Below are 17,527 nucleotides of genomic sequence, written 5' to 3' on the forward strand. Positions count from 1 at the left end.
CCTCAATGCCATGCGGGAGATCCGCCGTGCAGACTTCGCGCCCCCTGATCCGCTCTGCCGCCGCCAGCCTGCTGGCCCTGGGTCTGCTTCGATTACGTTTACCGCGCGCCGCTATTGCCGCCCTCCTGCCACGGCCCGTGCGTCCTGTCGCGGGACGCCTGGCGGCCGCGCAGGCGGACACCGGACTGAAGCAATATTGACTACGATAAAAGTATTACTCTTGCACACAACGATTGTTCTGGCAGCCCAATCGGTTATTCTTGCACCTAGGAGAAATCTTGCTCTTATCGCTGACCACCAGCGCTGGCACTCAGACCAGAGCGATATCGAGCAATGGCAACACTATGTGGACCCGACAACGTCATGCGGCAAACAAAACGTAAGAACCTTCTGCGTTGCGGCTTGCTGGTCAGCTTCTTTTTCGCGATGCGGCCTGTGCTCGGTCTGGAAACCTTGCGGGTACTGGCGTGGCCGGGCTATGCCGACCCCGACGTGGTCGCAAGGTTTGAACAACGCTACCAAGCGAAGGTCGAAGTCACCTATGTCGACTCGGACGAGGTCCTGTGGAGCAGGCTCCACTCGCCGCAGGATCAGCGTTTCGATGTCGTTGCAGCCAATACCGTCGAAATCGCGCGCTACGTCGCGGCGGGTCTGCTGGCGCCTCTGGATCTGGCGGCGCTGCCCAATACCCGCAGGCAATCGCCGCGCTTTCAGGCACTGGCGACCATTCCGGGGCTCGTGCATGACGGCAGGATCTACGCGGTACCCTACACTTACTCGACGATGGGGCTGATCTACGACCGCAGGCAATTCCGTACGCCGCCGCAATCGATGAACGTGCTATGGAATCCGCGCTACCGGCACAAGGTGCTGGCATTCAACAGTGCCGCGCACAATTTTTCGTTCACCGCCCTCGGTCTCGGCATTGCGCACCCCTTTCGTCTCGACCGCGAGCAGATGAAACACGTCACCAGACGCCTGGTCGCACTGCGGCGCAATATTCTGACCTATTACACCTTGCCGGAAGAGGCGACCGAGCTTTTCATGGAACATAAGGTCGCCCTGCTATTCGCCAATTACGGCACGCAGCAACTGGCACAGTTGCGCCAGGCTGGCGCCGACGTCGGCTACGTGCTGCCGCGCGAAGGTGCGCTGGCCTGGCTCGATTGCTGGGCGATGACGCGCACGGCGCCCCGGCCCGCACTGGCGACCGCCTGGATCAACTATATGCTGGACCCCGGGGTCGGCGCGCTGCTGAGTCGGCGCCAGGGTCTGGCCAATACGCAAAGCCACCCCTCGGCCCAGGAAAGCTCGGCCACTATCGTCTGGCTGGCACCGGTCGAGGACATTGCGCAACGCGAATCGTTGTGGCGCCGCATCGTCTCTGGCGACCGGCCGGAAAGATTTTGAGCATGCGCCCCGGTCTCGCCGTCAAACTCGCGGTTCTGCTGGCCGCAATCGGCATCCTGGCCTCGGGCCTGACCGGCTTCTTCGCCTATACGGCCAATCGGTCCATGCTGGTCGAAGCGGCGCAACGCAATTTGCTGACATCGACACAGTTGCTGAACCGGCGCTTCGCCGCCGCTCTGACCGACATCGGCGACGACAGTCGCTTGCTGGCCTCGCTTCCGATCGCGCCACGCCTTGCCGCCGCAGGGAGCGGCAAGGAACGGCAGAGAGAGGAGAACATGCTCGCGCAAGCCTTTGCCGCCATGATGAAAATTCACCCCGCCTATCTGCAGATCCGGCTGATAGGCGCCGGCCAGAACGGCCTGGAACGGGTCCGGGTCGACAGCAGCGCTTCGCGCCCGATCCGGGTCGAGGGTGAACAGTTGCAGGAAAAGGGGCATTTCCCCTATGTATTCGAAACACTGCGCCTGGGTCCGGGGCGCACCTATCAGTCGCGGATCAGTATCAATCGCGAGAACGGCACCCACTCGGCGCAGGACAAGCCCATTTTGCGCGTCGCGACCCCCGTTTACGAGGCCCGCGGTCCGGCCCTCGGCGTCCTCGTCATCACCGTCGATCTGGCCAGTCTGCTCACAACGCTGAAAGCCGATCTACCCAAAAACTATGGACTCTATCTGGCCAATAAATGGGGCGACTTTCTGATCCACCCCAATCCGGCGCTGACATTCGGTTTCGACAAGGGCCGCCGCTTTTTCATGCAGGACAGTTTCCGCGCGACCCGCCCCTTATTCGATAAAGGCGCGCGCAGCACGGTGCTTAACGGTCTGGACGAGCCGCAGCAGGCGGCGGGGCTGGTGCTGGCGTTCGAACGCGAGCCCTTCAGCAGCTCCGATCCGCATCATTTTGTGGTGCTGGGTTTGTCGCAGCCGCTGACCGGGGTGCTGGACGGCGCCGAATCGCTGGGCAGAAGCATTGTGCGCATGGTGCTGGCTTTCAGCGCACTGGCTATCGTGCTGGCCGTCGTTTTCGCGCGTGCGATCACCCATCCGCTCAATATGCTGGCTCACGCGGCCACGCGCTTTTCCAGCGAGCGCGCAATGGAAGCGCTGCCCTTGAAACGCATGGACGAAATCGGCATTCTCGCGCGCTGTTTCGACCGGATGCGTAATCAGATCCAGTCGCATATGGCAGAACTACTCGAGCATCAGCAGGAAATGGCCTATCTCGCCCACCACGATCAGTTGAGCGGCCTGCCCAACCGCACGCTGTTTTTCCGGCAGTTGGAGGAGTCCCTCCACAGTGCGTCGCGTAGGCAAAGCCTGCTGGCCGTCCTGTTCGTCGATCTCGACTGCTTCAAGCAAGTCAACGACGAGTTCGGCCATGCGATGGGCGATCAGGTGCTGCATACCGTGGCGCGGCGTCTGCAGCACACGGTGCGGGCACAGGACCTGGTGGCCCGCCTTGGCGGCGACGAATTCATCATCCTGCTCGGCGACGTCAGCGACGACAAGGATCTGCCGGCGATCGCGAACAAGATTCTGGACAGCCTGCGCGAGCCGATGATGCTGGGCGGACGTTCGCTCTCCATAGGCGGCAGCATCGGCATCAGCGTGTTTCCGCGCGACGGCTGCACGGCGGAAGAATTGGTGCAACATGCCGACCAGGCCATGTACGAGGTCAAGACCAGCGGGCGCAACGCCACCCGTCTCTATTCCCCTCCCGAGCAGAGAACCGGCCTTCCGGGCTAGCCCTCGCGCATCGCGGCGGCCAGAATTTCGCACGAGCGCAGCCTGTCCTCGAACTCGAAGCAATCGCAGGTGATCATGATTTCGTCAGCCAGGGTGAAATCGAGCAAGCGCTGCAGGCCGGACCGGACTTCGGCCGGGCCGCCGACGACCGCGCAGGCCAGCATTGCCCGCACCGCGCTCTCTTCGTGCGGCAACCACGCGCCATCCATGCTCGCAAGCGGGGCGCACATGGGGCGCGGCCGACCGCGCACCAGGCCGAGGAATTTTTGATACATCGTCGTCGCCAGCATTCGGGCGCGCTCGTCGCTGTCGGCCGCGATGAAAGGGACGCCGACCATCGCGTACGGCGCGGCCAGGACGGCCGAAGGGCGGAAACCGCTGCGGTACACCGCCAGCGCATCGTGAAGTGCCGCCGGGGCAAAGTGGGCGGCAAAAGCATAGGGCAGGCCCAGCTCGGCAGCCAGATGGGCGCTGTACAGGCTGGAGCCCAGCAGCCACACCGGCACGCCGCTGCCGGTGCCGGGAATGGCCTGCACCTTGCGCCCGGGATCGGCCGGTGCCAGGTAAGCGCGCAATTCCGCCACCAGGTCGGGAAACGCGTCGCCGCCGAAGGCGTCGCGGCGCAGCGCGCGGGCGGTCTGGGGATCGGTGCCGGGGGCACGCCCCAGTCCGAGATCGATGCGGCCGGGAAACAGGGCTTCCAGCGTACCGAACTGCTCGGCGACCACTAACGGAGCATGGTTGGGCAGCATGATGCCGCCCGAGCCGACGCGGATGCTCGCCGTTTGCGCGGCGACCTGCCCGATCAGTACCGCCGTGGCCGCACTGGCGACGCCGGCGATATTGTGGTGCTCGGCCAGCCAGTAGCGGGTGAAGCCCAGGGCTTCGGCATGCTGCGCCAGGCGCGTGGTGTTGCGCAGCGCCTGCGCCACGGTGCCGCCCTCGACGATGGGCGCCAGGTCGAGCAAGGAGTAGGGAATGGCATTCAATCGGCTCATGCGCGCTCCGGATCGGTTTGCGGGGCGGAAAGCGCCCCTGGCAGCACCATCCTGCTCTCGCGCCTTCCTCCTGCGCAAGTCGATCGCGGCCTCAATCGGTTTCCGATGCCAGCAGCACGCTCGTGCGATTACGACCACCGCTCTTGGAGCGGTACAGCGCACGGTCGGCCAGCGCGAACAGCGTTGCCATCGGCTGTCCGCCATCAGGGTACCAGCAACTGACGCCGAGGCTGATGGTCACCTTGCGCGCCAGATGATCCCCGCCATAGGTGACGACCATGTCTTCCACACGCTTGCGTACCGCTTCTGCGACGACCAGGGCACCGTCATGCCCAGTCTCGGGCAGAATGATCGCGAACTCTTCGCCACCGTAGCGCGCGAGCAGGTCCGCCGGACGCTTGACCGCGCATTGCGCCGCCTCGGCCACCCGGATCAGGCAGCGGTCGCCTTCCTGGTGGCCATTGCTGTCGTTGAACTCCTTGAACTGGTCGATATCGAACAGAATCAGCGACAAGGGCTGACGCGAGCGCTTTGCGCGCTGCTGCTCCTGCGCCATGGCTTCGCCGAAACGGCGACGGTTGGCGATTCCGGTCAAGCCATCGAGATAGGCCAGCTGATGCAGTTGCCCCGCCTGGCGACGCAGCAAAGTCTCGCGCCGGACCGCTGCCGATACATCGTCGATCTGGATCACCACCAGCGTGGTGCCGTCGGCCGAGACCTTGGGGAGCACCTGGATGGCCTGCCGGATTCTCTCCCGCCCCTCGCCGGCATCGGACGCCGGCGGATACAAGGGGAATGGGGAGGGATTCAGCGCCTGCGACAACAGCGAGGCGCAGCGGGTCTTGACGGCGGCACCGATCGCCTGCTCCAGCCTGCCGCCGCGCAGTTCGGGAAAGACATCGGTCAGGAGCCGGTCGCAGGCCGCACCGACGTCGATGGCGACGCGTTGTCCAAACCATCGGTTCATCGCCAGCACGCGTCCTTCATCGTCGAGGATGATCAATCCCAGGTGCAGTACATCGAGAATCCAGCCGATGAAATCGGGTTGATTGAGCGGCAGCAGAGCCGAGCTTTTCATCGTGACCCGCCCTCCTCATCGCAACACACCATGAGTCCCGTGCATCCCGCCGCATTCGGCTAGGCCGAGCCGGGGACAAGGCGCGCGACGCTTTTCTTCAGGATGTCGAGCGCCGGCAGGTCGAGGATGAAAGCCAGGAAGCCGCGTACCTCCACCCGTTCGATGCCGAAAGAGATATGCAACATCAGCATGCATTGCCCGGCCCCATCCCCCCCCGTCCCGAAAATCGCGTCGCAGGATCCGATTTGCAATTCCGGCAGCGAGCCGAAGAAGGAGGCACCCAACATGTCGCAGAGAGTAGACATCACGGCGTTGAGCACGATATTGCCGATTTCGCTGACCGCTTCCTGTTCCATTTCGCCGAACGCCGACAGCGCAAGCCCATCGCCATCCATCTGGCGCACCATCGCGCGGACCAGCTCCAGACCGTTGCTTTCGGGAAAAATCAACAAGGCGTCGGCGGTGATCTCGCCGCTGAAGCGCTGTCGTACGGCACAGACGCGGGAACCGGCCATCGGCGCGAGCGCCGCCGAGGCGGCATGGCGCGCGATCAGCCGGACGGTCGGCACGGCGAGCTGGATGGGCTCGCCCAACATCAGACTCAGCGTCGCCGCCGCATGCCCGACCCCGATGTTGAACACTTCGCTCAGGGCATCGCGCTCGAAGTCATTGAACGCGATCATCGCTCCTCCCGGGGCCGGTGCAGAGCATACACTCATCCAGCATTGCCGCGACCGAGGCCTGAGTCACCGGCTTGGGCAAAAAGCGCGCTCCCATGTCCGCCGCACGCTGCCGGCTGCTTTCCTGAATATTGGCCGTGATCAGCACGACCCATATGTGCGGGTAGAGGCGGCGGATTTCCTCTGCGGCATCGAGTCCGGACATGCCCTTCATATTGATGTCCATCGCGACCACATCGGGTTCGACATCCTCCAGGTCGGCGATGGCCTGCTCGCCGCTCTCGGACTCGAACACCAGCCAATCCGGGCAACTGGCCTGGATATAATGGCGCAGCATCATTCTGGCCACGCGACTGTCGTCAACCACAAGCACGGTTTTTGGCGCCACCATCCCAGCCTCCACGCGACGGCATGAACGGAGCGGAACCCTGGCCGCACGGCCGGCGCGTCCCGCTACCGGATGCAGACAATATAGGCAATTGTGGCGCATTCACACAGCAGAGAACGCAAACCGGATGCAGCAAGGGGGAAAGGACGGGCGCGGCGCGGAAACAACAGCGCCGCCCGGATGGGGCGGCGCAGGAAATGCAGCGAACGACTCAGGCGACCATCGAAATGAGGGTCCCGACCGTAACGGCGGCGGCGAGCAGCCGGCCGGCGGTATAGTAGCTCTCGGTATGCTCATCGGCCGGAGGCTCGGCCTTGGCTTCGTCTTCCGATTTCGGCTGGCCCAGGCCGAGCGTACCGTAGGCGAAAGCCTTCACCCCCGACGGGCTTTTGTCGCCGTCGGTGCCGGTATCGGTCGAGTCTGCCTTGGCCGCCGCCTTGCCGGCATCGCTGAGCGACACGACAGAACTCGCGGCCGCTCCGGTTATCGGCGGGGCGGGTGGAACGGTTGCCGGGGTCGTGCGCGCCGCAGTGGCATTTTGCAGCGGGCTGCCCGCCGTAGGGCTTGTGCTGTTGATCTCCATTGCCGCCTCCTTCTCCTGTCCCAATCCATTCTGGGTCTCAATCAGTATATCGGCAAGAGGAGACAAGTCTTTAGCCTTTTTTCAACTTATTTGATTGAAAATGAGACGGTGATAACACTCTAAACGCATGGCAATCGTTGTGTCCGCGCGACGGCCGAACCCAGTCCGAGCCGGGTAGCCAGATAGTGTCCCAGACGCTCGGCCGCATCGCGCAAAACCTCGTCCGGCACCGAAGCATAGGCAATCACCAGGCCCGGGCCGACACCCTCCAGGCTAGCGTAGTCGGACAAGGGCGGTACCGCGATGCCCAGGCCCTCGAGTTCGCGCGATACGGCACGATCGTCCAGCCCAGGCGGCAACCACAGCAAAAAGCGGAATCCGCCGTGCTCGCCCGACAAGCGCGGCTTGTCCAGCCAGCGCGACAAGGCCGACAGCACGATGTTGCGCCGACGTTCGTAGACGCGCCGGCTCTGGCGGATATGACTGTAGATATCCCCACTCGCGATCATCGATGCCATCGCCTGCTGCTCGATCAGACCGGGTTCGGCGCCGGTCGCGTTCAGCTGGCGCACGATATCGTCGCGCCACGAGCGCGGCGGTATCATGAAGCCGATGCGCAAGGAGCTGTACAGCACCTTGTTGAAGCTGCCGCAGAACACGACCTGATCGTGGACATCGCTCGACTTGAGCGCCGGCGGCGGCGATTTCAGATAGCTGTAATCGCTATCGTAATCGTCCTCGACGATCAGGGCGCCGCAGGCCCGCGCCCACTCGAGTACGGCGGCGCGGCGCGCGGCGCTCATGGTCACCCCGGTCGGAGCCTGATGGGCGGGGGTCAGGTAGACGGCCGCCACGCCGCTGGGTGCCAGCAAGTCGACGCGCAGGCCCTCGCCATCCATCGGGGTGGGCCGCACATCGAGGTGGCGCGACTCGAACACGCGCCGGCCGAGCACATAGCTCGGATCTTCGACGTGAATCACGTTGGCCGGCGCACGCAGCATGGACGAAATGATGCTCAGCGACTGGCGGATGCCGGTCGTCACCACGATGTCCTCGGCCCGGCAGTCGATTCCGCGCATGCTCTTGACGTACGCGGCAATGGCCTCGCGCAGGGCCTCCAGCCCGCCGCCACTCATCTGGTGCATATCGCCGATGCGGATCGAGCGTGTCGCAGCGATCAGATGGCGTCGCCACACATCCCTGTCGAGCAGGGCCGGATCGGCCAGCGGCGAGGCAAAGGCCTGGCCCGCGCGCAGGGTGCTGCCGCAGTACGACTGTTCGGCCGGTTCGGGCAGCGGCTTGCCCGCGGGCAGCGCCGCCGTGCGCGGTATCCGGCACGGCGTGTCGGGCAGCAGAAAATGCTCGGGCAGGCTGACGGCGACGAAGGTTCCCGCCCCGCGCCTGCGCACCAGATACCCTTCGATCACCAAGCGCTCGTAGGCTTGCTCGACCGTTCCGCGCGACAAGCCCCAGCGCGCAGCCAGCTCCCGCGTCGACGGCACCTGCATGCCGCGCGCGAGCAAGCCCTGAGCCACCGCGTGGCGCAGGCTGCGGTAGACCTGATCCTGCCGCGTCAGAGGCGTCTGGCCGGGCGAGTCGAGCAAGGGGAAATCCGGTGTCTTCACTATCCGCATGGTTTAAGTGGTCCTATGAAAATCAACCATAGTGGAACTTCTCGCTGTACCACATCCAGCTTACGCTGAGGTCTCTATCCAGTCAAAACCCAGCGAGGAAGCCCCATGCAACGACTATCCCGTCTCCTGAGCCGACTCGCCGTCCGCCTGTCGCACGCCTGGTGGATGGGGATGACCCGCCACGCACGCGAGAGTCTGCGGGACGAAGTGGCGGCAATGGAAAGCTGGCGCGACCGGCGCCGCTGAGCCCTCACCGCCTTCATGACGAAGTGATACACTCGAAACGGGCAGACACCGGCCCGGGAGATGAAGCATGAACTACACGCTGAGCCTGACAGATGAGGCCGACGACGCGGTCCGCGAAGCCATTCTCTCCGCGCTGCGGTCATATAACGTCGCGCAAGCGGGAGCGAGCGCCCACCGTCCGCTCATCGTTGCACTCAAGGACGATACCGGCACCGTAACCGGCGGACTGTGGGGCGAAACCGGCTACGGCTGGCTATTCACGCGCCTGCTGGTGGTGCCGGAATCCCTGCGCGGCAGGGGCATAGGGACACGCTTGCTCGCGCAAGCGGAGGAAGAGGCCATTGCCCGCGGCTGTCGCGCCGCCTGGCTCGACACGTTCTCGTTCCAGGCGCGCGGGTTTTACGAGCGTCTGGGCTACTCCTGCTTTGCCGAGCTGGAAGATTATCCCCCCGGCTTCTCGCGACTGTTCCTGCAAAAACCCCTGCACGCCGGCTGATCCGGCCGCAATGAAAACAGCCCGCACGGGCGGGCTGTTCCGGCAGTGCGACGCAGGCTCAGATTTCGGTGAAAATCGCGTCCTGCGGCAGGCGCGACTTGGGCAGATGCTTGTTGAAATCGCTTTCGGCATGGTAGCCGAGGGCCACGATCACCGAGGCGGTATAGCCCTTTTCGCGCAGCCCGAGCACCTGATTGAGGATGGTCGGATCGAATCCTTCGATCGGGCAGGCGTCGATATTCAGCACGCTCGCCCCCAGCAGCAAGGTGCCCAGAGCCAGGTAGACCTGTTTTTCCATCCAGTGCTGCGCATCTTTCATTTCGAAGCGGTGCATATTGGCGTAGAAACTGCGGCCGGTATGCTGGCCCTGCTTGGCCTCGGCATTGGCAAAGCGTCCGTCGCGCTCTTCCTGGGCGAGCACCGCCTGCAGATGCGCCTCGTCCAACGTGGCGCGGGTGCACAGCACCACCACATGCGAAGCGTTGCGGATCTTGGCAGCGTTGTATTCCTGGGTCGACTGCGCGATCCGCGCGCGACCTTCTTCGCTGCCGGCGAGCACGAAATGCCACGGCTGCGAGTTGGTCGACGACGGGCTGAATTGCAGCAGGGTCTTCAGCTCGGAGACCTGTTCGGCGCTCAAGGTGCGATCGGGGTCGAAGGCCTTGGTGGTATAGCGTTGCTTGACCAGGCGGGACAATTCCATGACGGCATCTCCAGTAGATTTAGTGCCCTAGTGTAAGCCAGGCCGATAAGCATGATAAAGTCAAATAATCCGAACAGACTATCCGCCAGTGCAGACAATCATGAGCAAACTCGACGCCATGTCCATTTTCGCTGCCGTTGTCGACAACGGCAGCTTCACCGGCGCCGCACGTCAGCTCGGATTGCCGAAATCCACCGTCAGCCAGCGCGTGGCCGAGCTGGAACAGGGCTTGAAGCTGCGGCTGCTGCATCGCACCACCCGCAAGCTCAGCCTGACCGAGGCCGGGCAACTCTATCTGGGCTTCTGCCGCCGCATCGTCGAAACCGGGCAGGCCGCCGATGCCGCCTTGTCGAGACTGAGCGGCACGCCGGCCGGAAATTTGCGCCTGACGGCGCCTGAAGCGTCGGGACGGGTCCTGCTGCCGCAGCTGCTCGCGCAGTTTCGCCGACGCCACCCCCAGGTCACCGTGACGTGCATCCTGGCCGACGAGCAACTCGATCTGGTCGCCGAGCGCATCGACCTTGCGCTGCGCGCCGGCCGCATGGCCGATTCCAGCTTCGTTTCGCGCCGGCTCGGCCCCGTGCGCAGGCTTCTGGTCGCCGCCCCCGACTATCTGTCGCGCCAGGGCATGCCATCCACGCCGGAAGCGCTCGCGCAGCATGCGCTGCTGGTGCACGACGGCTCGCTGCAGTGGCCACTCAGGCACGACGGCGGCATCTACCCCCTCACCCCGGCGGCTCCCACGCATCTGGCCAACAATCTCGGCTACCTTCGCTCGCTGGCACTGGCCGGCGAGGGTATCGCCATGCTGCCCCTCTACTTGTGCCGCGACGACCTGATGACGGGCAGGCTGCACACCGTGCTCGAAAGCTGCCCGCCGCTCGACAATATCTACTATGCGATTTATCCCAGTCGCCGCCACCCGTCGGCGGCGCTGCTCGCACTGCTGGATTTTTTGGTCGAGTACCGTTTCGAGCGCTTGCTGACGGGGGTCGAGCCCTGAGCCGACTCAGCGTTGCCAATCCAGACGCGGCCAGCCCCGCTCGGCGGCGACGGCACTGAGCCGCGCATCCGGATTGACCACGAAACCGCTGGCGACGGCATCGAGCAGCGGAACATCGTTGACCGAATCGCTATACCCGTGGCTATCCTGCAAGCTCTCGCCGTTCTGCTCGAGCCAGGAGGCAAGGCGGATCGTCTTGCCATGCTGGTAGGTCAGCACGCCCACGGTCGTACCGTCGTAGCGGCCTGCGCTCTGTCCGAGTTCTATCGCCAGAAAGTCGGCGACGCCGAGGTGGCTGGCAATCGGGCCGACCAGGTGCTCGCCGGTGGCCGAAATCACCAGCCGGCGACGCCCCTGAACGCGATAGTCTTCCAGCGCCGCGCGCGCGGCGGGGAACACCAGCGGAGCGACCTCGCTGGCGACGTACTGCCGCACCCAGCCGGCGACCTCGTCGACAAGCCGTCCGCGCAAGGGATGGAGTGTGAAATCCATATAGGATTCCATGTCGAGCCGACCGGCGCGATAGGCATCCATCATCGCCGCTTCGCGCGGCAGCATGTCCGCCGGCGCATGCCCCTCGCGCACCAGAAAACGCAGCCACAAGCTCGCACTATCGCCATCGATCAGGGTATCGTCGAGATCGAAAATCGCCAGAGCCATCAGCCGACCTCCCGCATGTCTTCGCGCCGAATGCGCAGTCCGACCTCGCTCCCACGCGGCAGCAAGTCATCCCGCCCGCGATTCAGACGATCGACCAGCAAGACCGTGCCCCGGCTTTCCACCTGATAGCGGATGACATTGCCCAACAACTGATGCTGACGGATGGTCGCGGGCAGATCGTCGGCGCCGGCCTCGGCGGCGGCGAGCAACTCGATCGACTCCGGCCGGATCGCCAGATGGCCGTCTATGCCATGGCCGAACAGACGGGTGCAGGCCGCGGCGTCGAGCAGATTGCAGCTTCCCATGAAGCGGGCGACAAATTCGGTGGCCGGTTGGGTGTAGACCGTTTCCGCCGCATCGGCCTGCACGATCTTGCCCTTGTCCATCACGAAAATCCGATCCGACAGAATCATGGCTTCTTCCTGATCGTGGGTCACGAACAGGGTGGTCAGATCGAGCCTGCGTTGAATATCGCGGATCTGCTCGCGCAGGTTCGCGCGGATCCGCGCATCGAGCGCGGAGAGAGGCTCATCCAGAAGCAGGATGCGCGGCTCCACCACCAGCGCCCGCGCGAGTGCCACGCGCTGGCGCTGGCCGCCGGAGAGCTGATGCGGATAGTGCGACTCTTTGCCGCGCAATTCGACCAGATCGATGACCGTGGCCAGCTTGCGCTCGATGTCGTCGGCAGGCAGGCGCTGCATGCGCAGGCCGAAGCCGATGTTCGCCGCGACGGTCATTGTCGGAAACAGGGCATAGTTCTGGAAGACCATGCCGATGCCACGGCGCTGCGGCACGCTATCGGTAATGTCATCGCCGGCGACCACGATGCGCCCGGCATCGGGTCGGCTCAAGCCGGCAAGACAACGCAGCAGGGTCGATTTGCCGCAGCCGGAAGGCCCGAGCAGGGTGACGAATTCGCCCTTGTCCAAGGAAAATCCGACATTTTCGAAGACGGTGGTGCCGCCAAAACGTCTGGCCAGACCGGTCACATTGACATAACTCATGCTTGGGACTCCTGCTTGCCGAGACGGGTGGCAAACCATGTCAGGACAAGGGTGAAGACGAAGTAGCTCATGACGATGGCGCTGGTAAAATGGCCGCTGGTCATGCGCACGCTATACAGATAGACCTGCAGGGTTTCGTAGCGCGTACCGACCAGAATGTTGGCGAACACGAACTCGCCGAGCAAGAAGGAAAACGACAGGAATAAAGAGGCCATCAATCCGGTCCTCAGATTCGGCGCCACCACCAGCAAGAAGGCGCGCGGCGTGCTCGCGCCCAGCAGGTGGGCGGCATCCATCAGGTCGTGCAGATTCATGCCGCGCAAGCTGTCGGCCAGCGTGCGATACATGAAAGGCAGCGCAATGGTGAAATAGCAGCCGATCAGAATCCACGGCGTTCCGACCAAGGGCAGCGGGCCGTCCGCATACAGTTGCAGCAGGCCGACCGAGGATACGACCGGCGGCACGGCAAATGGCAGCAGAATCAGCAGATTCATCGTGCGATCGAGCGCGGGAAAACGATAGAACACGACAAAGACGGCCGGAACGATGACCAGCGTGCTCAGCAGCAGAGTCGCCACGCTGATGAGCAGCGAGTGGCCGAAAGCGCTCAGAAAGCGCGGATCGTGCCACAGCTGAAGATACCAGCGCACCGAGAAGCTATCGGGCAGAATCGTGGCGCCCCAGTTGCCGGCCAGCGAATAAGCCAGCGTAGCCAACACCGGCACCGCCAGCAAGGCGACCAGCGCGGCGACGACCAGCCGATGGTAAAGGTCAGCGCGCACGATAACTCCTTTTCAGCAGCATCTGATTGACCGTACACACCAGCACCAGCAGCAGCGTCAGCAGCACCGACAGCGCCGCTGCGAGATCGGGCTCGAGAAAGATGTCGCCCGATACCAGACTGGCGATGCGCACGGTGATCAGATTGAAGTTGCCTGTGGTCAACGCATAGGCACTCGCATAGGCGCCCATCGCATTGGCGAACAGCAGGATGAAAGTGCCGAATATCGCCGGCGCGATCACGGGCAAGGCCACATGCCACCAGTATTGCCACAGGCGCGCACCGAGCAGGGCCGAGGCTTGCTGCCAGTCGTCGTCGAGTGCGTCAAAAGCCGGATACAGCAGCAGCACGCCGAGCGGAATCTGAAAATAGGTATAGATCAGGCACAAACCGCCTTTGGAATAGAGATGGAAATCATCTATCCAGCCCCACTGCCGCAACAGCAAGGTCAGCGCGCCATTGGTTCCGATCACGATGACAAAGGCAAATGCCAGCGGGACGCCGGCCAGATTGCTGGTCATATTGGTAAAAGCGACCACGGCATTGCGCAGCCGCCCCGGCACCCGTCGCAGCGAAGCCGCGCCGATCAGCGCAATCAGCAGCCCGCAGCCGCTCGACCAGAGCGAGATATACAGGCTGTTGATAAAGGCGAGCCGATAGAAGGGCGAGGCCAGGATCTCGCGGAAGTGGCCGAAGCCAGGGCCGTCGTCGCCCTGCACGCTGTGCAGCACGACCCAGCCCAGCGGAGCCAGGCAGAACAAGGCGAGCAACACGCAGAATGGCACAAGCAGCAGCGCCGAGCGCCAGTGGCGAAAAGGGCGGCGCGGACGCCCGGCTGCCGCGGCAGCGGCCGGAGTCAGAGCATTCAGCATGCCAGTATCTCCCGATTATTGGCCTTTCCATGCCGCAGTCCCAGCAGATCGGCGACGATGCCGCAGATCTGTGTCTGCAAGGGCGCGGCGGCTCCGTCATGGCGGAAGCGGTCGCCTAGCGCGAACAAGGGCACCTGCCGCTCTTCCGGCAACACACCGCCATGAGTCTTATCGTTATTCATACCGTGGTCGCTGGTCACGATCACCTGATAGCCGAGTTCCATCCAGACATCCAGATACGTCGCCAACTGCGTATCGATGCGGCGCGCGGCATTGCGATACTGCGGGCTGTCGTAGCCGTGGCGGTGACCGGCGTCATCCACATTCATCGGATGGATGAACAGAAAATCCGGATCGTGGCGACGGCGCAGCATTTCCGCATCCAGCAACAGATGCTCGTCCGGATAGCTGTCGTCGTGATAGAAAACGCCGTGGCGGATCGGCAGGGATGCATCGTCGGTAAAACGGTCGCGGACGGCGAGATACGGAGTACGGTTGTAGAGTTCGCTGATCCAGTGATAAGCGGCGGCGGCGGTGACCAGGCCGGCATCGCGCGCGAGGTGGAACACGCTCTGCTGGGTGGACAGGCGTGCGACCCCGTTATTGACGATCCCGCTCTCGACCGGCGTCGCGCCGGTCAGGATGCATTCGTACAGTGGGCGCGACAAGGAAGGTAGCGCGCTGTCGAGACAGTGCAGGCTGGCCCGGCCAGCCTCGCACAGCCCCTGCAGGTAGCCCATGCCATCATGAGCCACCTGCCACGCCAGGCCATCGATCAAGACAAGAATGACCTTGCTGGGCATCATGGTTCCTTTACTGCACGTTGACCATGACCTGTTCCTGCCATGCACGCGGCAGTTGCTTGGTGCTGGCCTCCCAGGCGGCGAAGTCATGGATGGGCTTGGCCGATTTGTACTGTGCGAGCGGCAGCAGCTTGGCCTGAACGTCGGCCGGCAACTTGACGGCGGAGCGGATGGGACGGGCATAGCCGCGCGCCAGATTGATCTGGCCGGCATCGCTGAAAATATACTCGCGCGCCAGCTTGGCGGCATTCGGGTGCTTGGCGTATTTATTGATGACGGTGGAGTAGCCGGAGACGACGGTGCCATCGCTGGGGATCACGACCAGGAAGCGGCTGCGATCGATTTTGTCGCGATAGCTAAGCGCGTTGAAGTCCCACAACACGCCGACTTCGACTTCGCCTTTTTCCAGGTTGGCGATATTGGGATCGTTCAGCGACAGACGTTTCTGCTGTGCGAGCTTGGCGAAGAAATCGAGCGCCGGCTTCAGGTTTTTCTCGTTGCCGCCGAGGGCGAAGGCGGCTGCAAGTACGCCGCTATTGGCTTGCGAGGCCACGCCGACATCGCCGAGCGTCACCTTGTATTTGCCTTTGAGCAAGTCGGCCCACGAATGCGGTGCATTCTTGACCAGCTGCTTGTTGATGATGAAGGCGATGGTGCCGGTATAGGCCAGAGCCCAGTGACCGTCGCTATCCTTGGCCCAGGCCGGGATCTGGTTCCAGGTCGACGGCTTGTAGGCCTGGGTCACGCCTTTCTGAACGGCGATCGGGCCGAAGGCATGGCCGACATCGCCGATATCGGCGCTGGCATTGCTTTTTTCCGCGTCGAACTTGGCGATTTCCTGCGCCGAGCTCATATCGGTATCCTGGTGTTTTAGGCCGTATTTTTGCTGCAACTGCGCCCAGGTGTCTTTCCAGTCGGCCCAGTCGTCGGGCATGCCGACGCTATTGACCACGCCCTCGGCCCGGGCGGCCTGAATCAAGCTGTCTAGCGACTGCGCATGGCTCGGCACGGCGCACAGGAAAAGGGAGGCAGCCACGATCCGCGATATCAGTGTCTTCATACTCGTCATCCTCTGGACTAGGTCAGTTGTGATGCGCCGATCCTAGGGCTGCAAGATGACAATTACATGACAAACCGATGATATTTTGTTTATTTTCTGTCTGAAAGGCCAGGAGCACCCTATAATTTAGAATAAATGAATATTGTAGTAATCTCGTAATGAAATATTGGTATAAATTTCAACAACGATTCAATTTGGACTATTCCAAGTGAGCATAATGGAACGAACCACAACCCAGACGGCGCAGATCAGGCTCGCCCTGACGTCTCAGATCAATAGCGGTTTGCTGCAGTCCGGCATGAAGCTGCCATCGGAACGCGAATTGAGCGAGTTGTTCGGCACCACCCGCATCACAATCAAGGAAGCCTTGCAGTCGCTGGAGGCGGAAGGTCGCATCTATTGCGAAGACCGCCGCGGCTGGTTCGTCGCGCCGCCGCGGCTGGTATACAACCCGCTCTACCGTTCGCACTTTCATGAAATGGTCGAACGCCAGCAGCGGCAGGCAAGCACGCGCGTGCTGTCGGTGCGCAACATCGTCGCGGCACCGTCCCTGTGCCAGGAACTCGAGTTGCCTGCGCTGTCGCGTCTGTTCCAGATCCGCCGCGTGCGCAGCCTGGACGGGCGCGTGGTGATGTTCGTCGAACACCACCTCAAGCCCGAGCGCTTCCCCGGGATTCTCGAACTCGATCTCTCGCAGTCGCTGACCGGGATCTATCAGCAACACTACGACATCCACTACGGCCGCTCGCGCTTCGACATCGTATCCACCGCTGCCAGCGGCGAAGTCGCGCAAGCGCTCACACTGGGCGAGGGCAGCCCCATCCTGCTGGTTTCGCGTGTCAACTACGATCAGCACGGCGCCATCATCGATTCCGACCATGAATACTGGCGACACGACGCCGTGCGGATTTCGGTAGACAGCCGCCCCGGGTAAGCTTCCGGCGCGCCGCAGCGGCAGGGTTCAGTGGTAATCGCTCGATCCGTGCTTGCCGCTCACCAGCGTGCCGGCAGACAGCGACATCAGCAGCAGCGCGATGCACTCATGCATGATCAGCGTGTGCTCGTTCCCCGTTTCCACCATGTATTTGCGCAAGGCGTCCCGCACCTTGGGCGCGCCGGTGACATCGATGATCACATCCACCTCCCGGCCCATCCGCGCGATCTCCATGAAATCGTCGGTCACCTTGACGCCGTATTCGCGCGCGAGCGCGATGCCCGGCATGGCGAGATCGAGATCGGCAACGCCCAGCACGGTGACAAAATCGGCGGCCAGCAGTTGCTTCAGCAGCGGCGTACCGGTTTCGCCTGCCCCAATGACCGCAATGCGGAATCCATTCATGATCGTTATCCTTCCATAGTTTTATTTGTACGTCATAGCTT

The 17,527-nt window shown here is 63.1% G+C and carries 21 protein-coding genes; 7 read left to right on the plus strand and 14 right to left on the minus strand.

Annotation, left to right across the window (positions count from 1 at the left end):
* Positions 1 to 26 precede the first annotated feature (26 nt).
* The 3 genes from G520_RS24850 (at position 27) to G520_RS21840 (ending at position 3,158) form a co-directional block, all read left to right on the plus strand.
* Positions 27 to 200: a hypothetical protein gene (locus tag G520_RS24850; protein WP_156876894.1), complete on the plus strand. Its 174-nt coding sequence runs from the start codon at positions 27 to 29 to the stop codon at positions 198 to 200.
* A 163-nt stretch (positions 201 to 363) separates the two neighbouring features.
* Entirely contained in the window at positions 364 to 1,410 is a 1,047-nt protein-coding gene (locus G520_RS0106570) for an extracellular solute-binding protein (protein WP_246542704.1), read from the plus strand.
* 2 nt (positions 1,411 to 1,412) lie between these two features.
* The gene (locus tag G520_RS21840; RefSeq protein WP_051229153.1) at positions 1,413 to 3,158 is read left to right on the plus strand and encodes a diguanylate cyclase domain-containing protein; all 1,746 of its coding nucleotides are present in this window, start codon (positions 1,413 to 1,415) and stop codon (positions 3,156 to 3,158) included.
* Here G520_RS21840 and G520_RS0106580 read toward each other — a convergent pair.
* From G520_RS0106580 to pdxR, 6 genes are all read right to left on the minus strand, one after another.
* Entirely contained in the window at positions 3,155 to 4,156 is a 1,002-nt protein-coding gene (locus G520_RS0106580; RefSeq protein WP_028534960.1) for an LLM class flavin-dependent oxidoreductase, read from the minus strand. The two genes, G520_RS21840 and G520_RS0106580, sit on opposite strands and share 4 nt — an antisense overlap.
* A gap of 91 nt (positions 4,157 to 4,247) precedes the next feature.
* Entirely contained in the window at positions 4,248 to 5,234 is a 987-nt protein-coding gene (locus tag G520_RS0106585) for a sensor domain-containing diguanylate cyclase (RefSeq protein ID WP_028534961.1), read from the minus strand.
* Between the two features lie 59 nt (positions 5,235 to 5,293).
* Positions 5,294 to 5,917, minus strand: a complete 624-nt coding sequence (locus G520_RS0106590; RefSeq protein WP_028534962.1) for a chemotaxis protein CheC — start codon at positions 5,915 to 5,917, stop codon at positions 5,294 to 5,296.
* A complete protein-coding gene (locus tag G520_RS21845; protein WP_051229155.1) occupies positions 5,901 to 6,305 on the minus strand; it encodes a response regulator transcription factor in 405 nt (134 codons plus the stop codon). Before G520_RS21845 ends, G520_RS0106590 begins: the two co-directional genes overlap by 17 nt.
* Before the next feature lie 208 nt (positions 6,306 to 6,513).
* Positions 6,514 to 6,885, minus strand: a complete 372-nt coding sequence (locus G520_RS21850; RefSeq protein ID WP_036665583.1) for a hypothetical protein — start codon at positions 6,883 to 6,885, stop codon at positions 6,514 to 6,516.
* Between the two features lie 119 nt (positions 6,886 to 7,004).
* Complete coding sequence (pdxR, locus tag G520_RS25675) at positions 7,005 to 8,519, minus strand: MocR-like pyridoxine biosynthesis transcription factor PdxR (protein WP_084637507.1); 1,515 nt, start codon at positions 8,517 to 8,519, stop codon at positions 7,005 to 7,007.
* Positions 8,520 to 8,624: 105 nt separating this feature from the next.
* Between pdxR and G520_RS24855 the strand changes: the two genes are divergently transcribed.
* Positions 8,625 to 8,765 carry a hypothetical protein gene (locus tag G520_RS24855; RefSeq protein ID WP_156876896.1) on the plus strand — a complete coding sequence of 47 codons (141 nt, stop codon included), beginning with the start codon at positions 8,625 to 8,627 and terminating at the stop codon, positions 8,763 to 8,765.
* Positions 8,766 to 8,832: 67 nt separating this feature from the next.
* A complete protein-coding gene (locus tag G520_RS0106610) occupies positions 8,833 to 9,261 on the plus strand; it encodes a GNAT family N-acetyltransferase (RefSeq protein ID WP_028534963.1) in 429 nt (142 codons plus the stop codon).
* A 58-nt stretch (positions 9,262 to 9,319) separates the two neighbouring features.
* On the opposite strand, the gene nfsB is transcribed toward G520_RS0106610, so the two are convergent.
* Positions 9,320 to 9,964, minus strand: a complete 645-nt coding sequence (gene nfsB, locus G520_RS0106615; RefSeq protein WP_028534964.1) for an oxygen-insensitive NAD(P)H nitroreductase — start codon at positions 9,962 to 9,964, stop codon at positions 9,320 to 9,322.
* Positions 9,965 to 10,064: 100 nt separating this feature from the next.
* On the opposite strand from nfsB, the gene G520_RS0106620 reads away from it, so the two are divergent.
* Positions 10,065 to 10,967 (plus strand): LysR family transcriptional regulator, encoded by a 903-nt coding sequence (locus tag G520_RS0106620; RefSeq protein WP_028534965.1) that lies wholly within the window; start codon positions 10,065 to 10,067, stop codon positions 10,965 to 10,967.
* Positions 10,968 to 10,973: 6 nt separating this feature from the next.
* Here the strand turns inward: G520_RS0106620 and G520_RS0106625 are convergent, their stop codons facing one another.
* From G520_RS0106625 to G520_RS0106650, 6 genes are read right to left on the minus strand one after another with little or no spacing between them, the layout of a single operon-like run.
* Entirely contained in the window at positions 10,974 to 11,627 is a 654-nt protein-coding gene (locus G520_RS0106625) for an HAD family hydrolase (RefSeq protein ID WP_028534966.1), read from the minus strand.
* A complete protein-coding gene (locus G520_RS0106630) occupies positions 11,627 to 12,631 on the minus strand; it encodes an ABC transporter ATP-binding protein (protein ID WP_028534967.1) in 1,005 nt (334 codons plus the stop codon). The genes G520_RS0106625 and G520_RS0106630 overlap by 1 nt, the downstream gene beginning before the upstream one ends.
* Positions 12,628 to 13,413 carry an ABC transporter permease gene (locus G520_RS0106635; protein WP_036665586.1) on the minus strand — a complete coding sequence of 262 codons (786 nt, stop codon included), beginning with the start codon at positions 13,411 to 13,413 and terminating at the stop codon, positions 12,628 to 12,630. The genes G520_RS0106630 and G520_RS0106635 overlap by 4 nt, the downstream gene beginning before the upstream one ends.
* Positions 13,403 to 14,284 (minus strand): ABC transporter permease, encoded by an 882-nt coding sequence (locus G520_RS0106640; protein WP_028534969.1) that lies wholly within the window; start codon positions 14,282 to 14,284, stop codon positions 13,403 to 13,405. Before G520_RS0106640 ends, G520_RS0106635 begins: the two co-directional genes overlap by 11 nt.
* Positions 14,278 to 15,090 (minus strand): alkaline phosphatase family protein, encoded by an 813-nt coding sequence (locus tag G520_RS0106645; protein WP_211222777.1) that lies wholly within the window; start codon positions 15,088 to 15,090, stop codon positions 14,278 to 14,280. Before G520_RS0106645 ends, G520_RS0106640 begins: the two co-directional genes overlap by 7 nt.
* 7 nt (positions 15,091 to 15,097) lie before the next feature.
* Entirely contained in the window at positions 15,098 to 16,147 is a 1,050-nt protein-coding gene (locus G520_RS0106650; protein ID WP_028534971.1) for an ABC transporter substrate-binding protein, read from the minus strand.
* A 217-nt stretch (positions 16,148 to 16,364) separates the two neighbouring features.
* On the opposite strand from G520_RS0106650, the gene G520_RS0106655 reads away from it, so the two are divergent.
* The gene (locus G520_RS0106655) at positions 16,365 to 17,081 is read left to right on the plus strand and encodes a UTRA domain-containing protein (protein ID WP_051229158.1); all 717 of its coding nucleotides are present in this window, start codon (positions 16,365 to 16,367) and stop codon (positions 17,079 to 17,081) included.
* Between the two features lie 27 nt (positions 17,082 to 17,108).
* Here G520_RS0106655 and G520_RS0106660 read toward each other — a convergent pair whose 3' ends face one another.
* On the minus strand, positions 17,109 to 17,486 hold the full coding sequence (locus G520_RS0106660; protein ID WP_028534973.1) for an oxidoreductase: 378 nt from the start codon (positions 17,484 to 17,486) through the stop codon (positions 17,109 to 17,111).
* Between the last annotated feature and the right edge of the window lie 41 nt (positions 17,487 to 17,527).

The sequence above is a fragment of the Paludibacterium yongneupense DSM 18731 genome (genome assembly GCF_000422925.1).
Classification (GTDB): domain Bacteria; phylum Pseudomonadota; class Gammaproteobacteria; order Burkholderiales; family Chromobacteriaceae; genus Paludibacterium; species Paludibacterium yongneupense.

Bases quoted from the DNA above. Each gene is read 5' to 3' on its own strand.
- G520_RS0106570 (WP_246542704.1), top strand. From the start codon at position 364: ATGCGGCAAACAAAACGTAAGAACCTTCTGCGTTGCGGCTTGCTGGTC.
- G520_RS21840 (WP_051229153.1), top strand. From the start codon at position 1,413: ATGCGCCCCGGTCTCGCCGTCAAACTCGCGGTTCTGCTGGCCGCAATC.
- G520_RS0106580 (WP_028534960.1), bottom strand. From the start codon at position 4,156: ATGAGCCGATTGAATGCCATTCCCTACTCCTTGCTCGACCTGGCGCCC.
- G520_RS0106585 (WP_028534961.1), bottom strand. From the start codon at position 5,234: ATGAAAAGCTCGGCTCTGCTGCCGCTCAATCAACCCGATTTCATCGGC.
- G520_RS0106590 (WP_028534962.1), bottom strand. From the start codon at position 5,917: ATGATCGCGTTCAATGACTTCGAGCGCGATGCCCTGAGCGAAGTGTTC.
- G520_RS21845 (WP_051229155.1), bottom strand. From the start codon at position 6,305: ATGGTGGCGCCAAAAACCGTGCTTGTGGTTGACGACAGTCGCGTGGCC.
- G520_RS21850 (WP_036665583.1), bottom strand. From the start codon at position 6,885: ATGGAGATCAACAGCACAAGCCCTACGGCGGGCAGCCCGCTGCAAAAT.
- pdxR (WP_084637507.1), bottom strand. From the start codon at position 8,519: ATGCGGATAGTGAAGACACCGGATTTCCCCTTGCTCGACTCGCCCGGC.
- G520_RS24855 (WP_156876896.1), top strand. From the start codon at position 8,625: ATGCAACGACTATCCCGTCTCCTGAGCCGACTCGCCGTCCGCCTGTCG.
- G520_RS0106610 (WP_028534963.1), top strand. From the start codon at position 8,833: ATGAACTACACGCTGAGCCTGACAGATGAGGCCGACGACGCGGTCCGC.
- nfsB (WP_028534964.1), bottom strand. From the start codon at position 9,964: ATGGAATTGTCCCGCCTGGTCAAGCAACGCTATACCACCAAGGCCTTC.
- G520_RS0106620 (WP_028534965.1), top strand. From the start codon at position 10,065: ATGAGCAAACTCGACGCCATGTCCATTTTCGCTGCCGTTGTCGACAAC.
- G520_RS0106625 (WP_028534966.1), bottom strand. From the start codon at position 11,627: ATGGCTCTGGCGATTTTCGATCTCGACGATACCCTGATCGATGGCGAT.
- G520_RS0106630 (WP_028534967.1), bottom strand. From the start codon at position 12,631: ATGAGTTATGTCAATGTGACCGGTCTGGCCAGACGTTTTGGCGGCACC.
- G520_RS0106640 (WP_028534969.1), bottom strand. From the start codon at position 14,284: ATGCTGAATGCTCTGACTCCGGCCGCTGCCGCGGCAGCCGGGCGTCCG.
- G520_RS0106645 (WP_211222777.1), bottom strand. From the start codon at position 15,090: ATGATGCCCAGCAAGGTCATTCTTGTCTTGATCGATGGCCTGGCGTGG.
- G520_RS0106650 (WP_028534971.1), bottom strand. From the start codon at position 16,147: ATGAAGACACTGATATCGCGGATCGTGGCTGCCTCCCTTTTCCTGTGC.
- G520_RS0106655 (WP_051229158.1), top strand. From the start codon at position 16,365: ATGGAACGAACCACAACCCAGACGGCGCAGATCAGGCTCGCCCTGACG.
- G520_RS0106660 (WP_028534973.1), bottom strand. From the start codon at position 17,486: ATGAATGGATTCCGCATTGCGGTCATTGGGGCAGGCGAAACCGGTACG.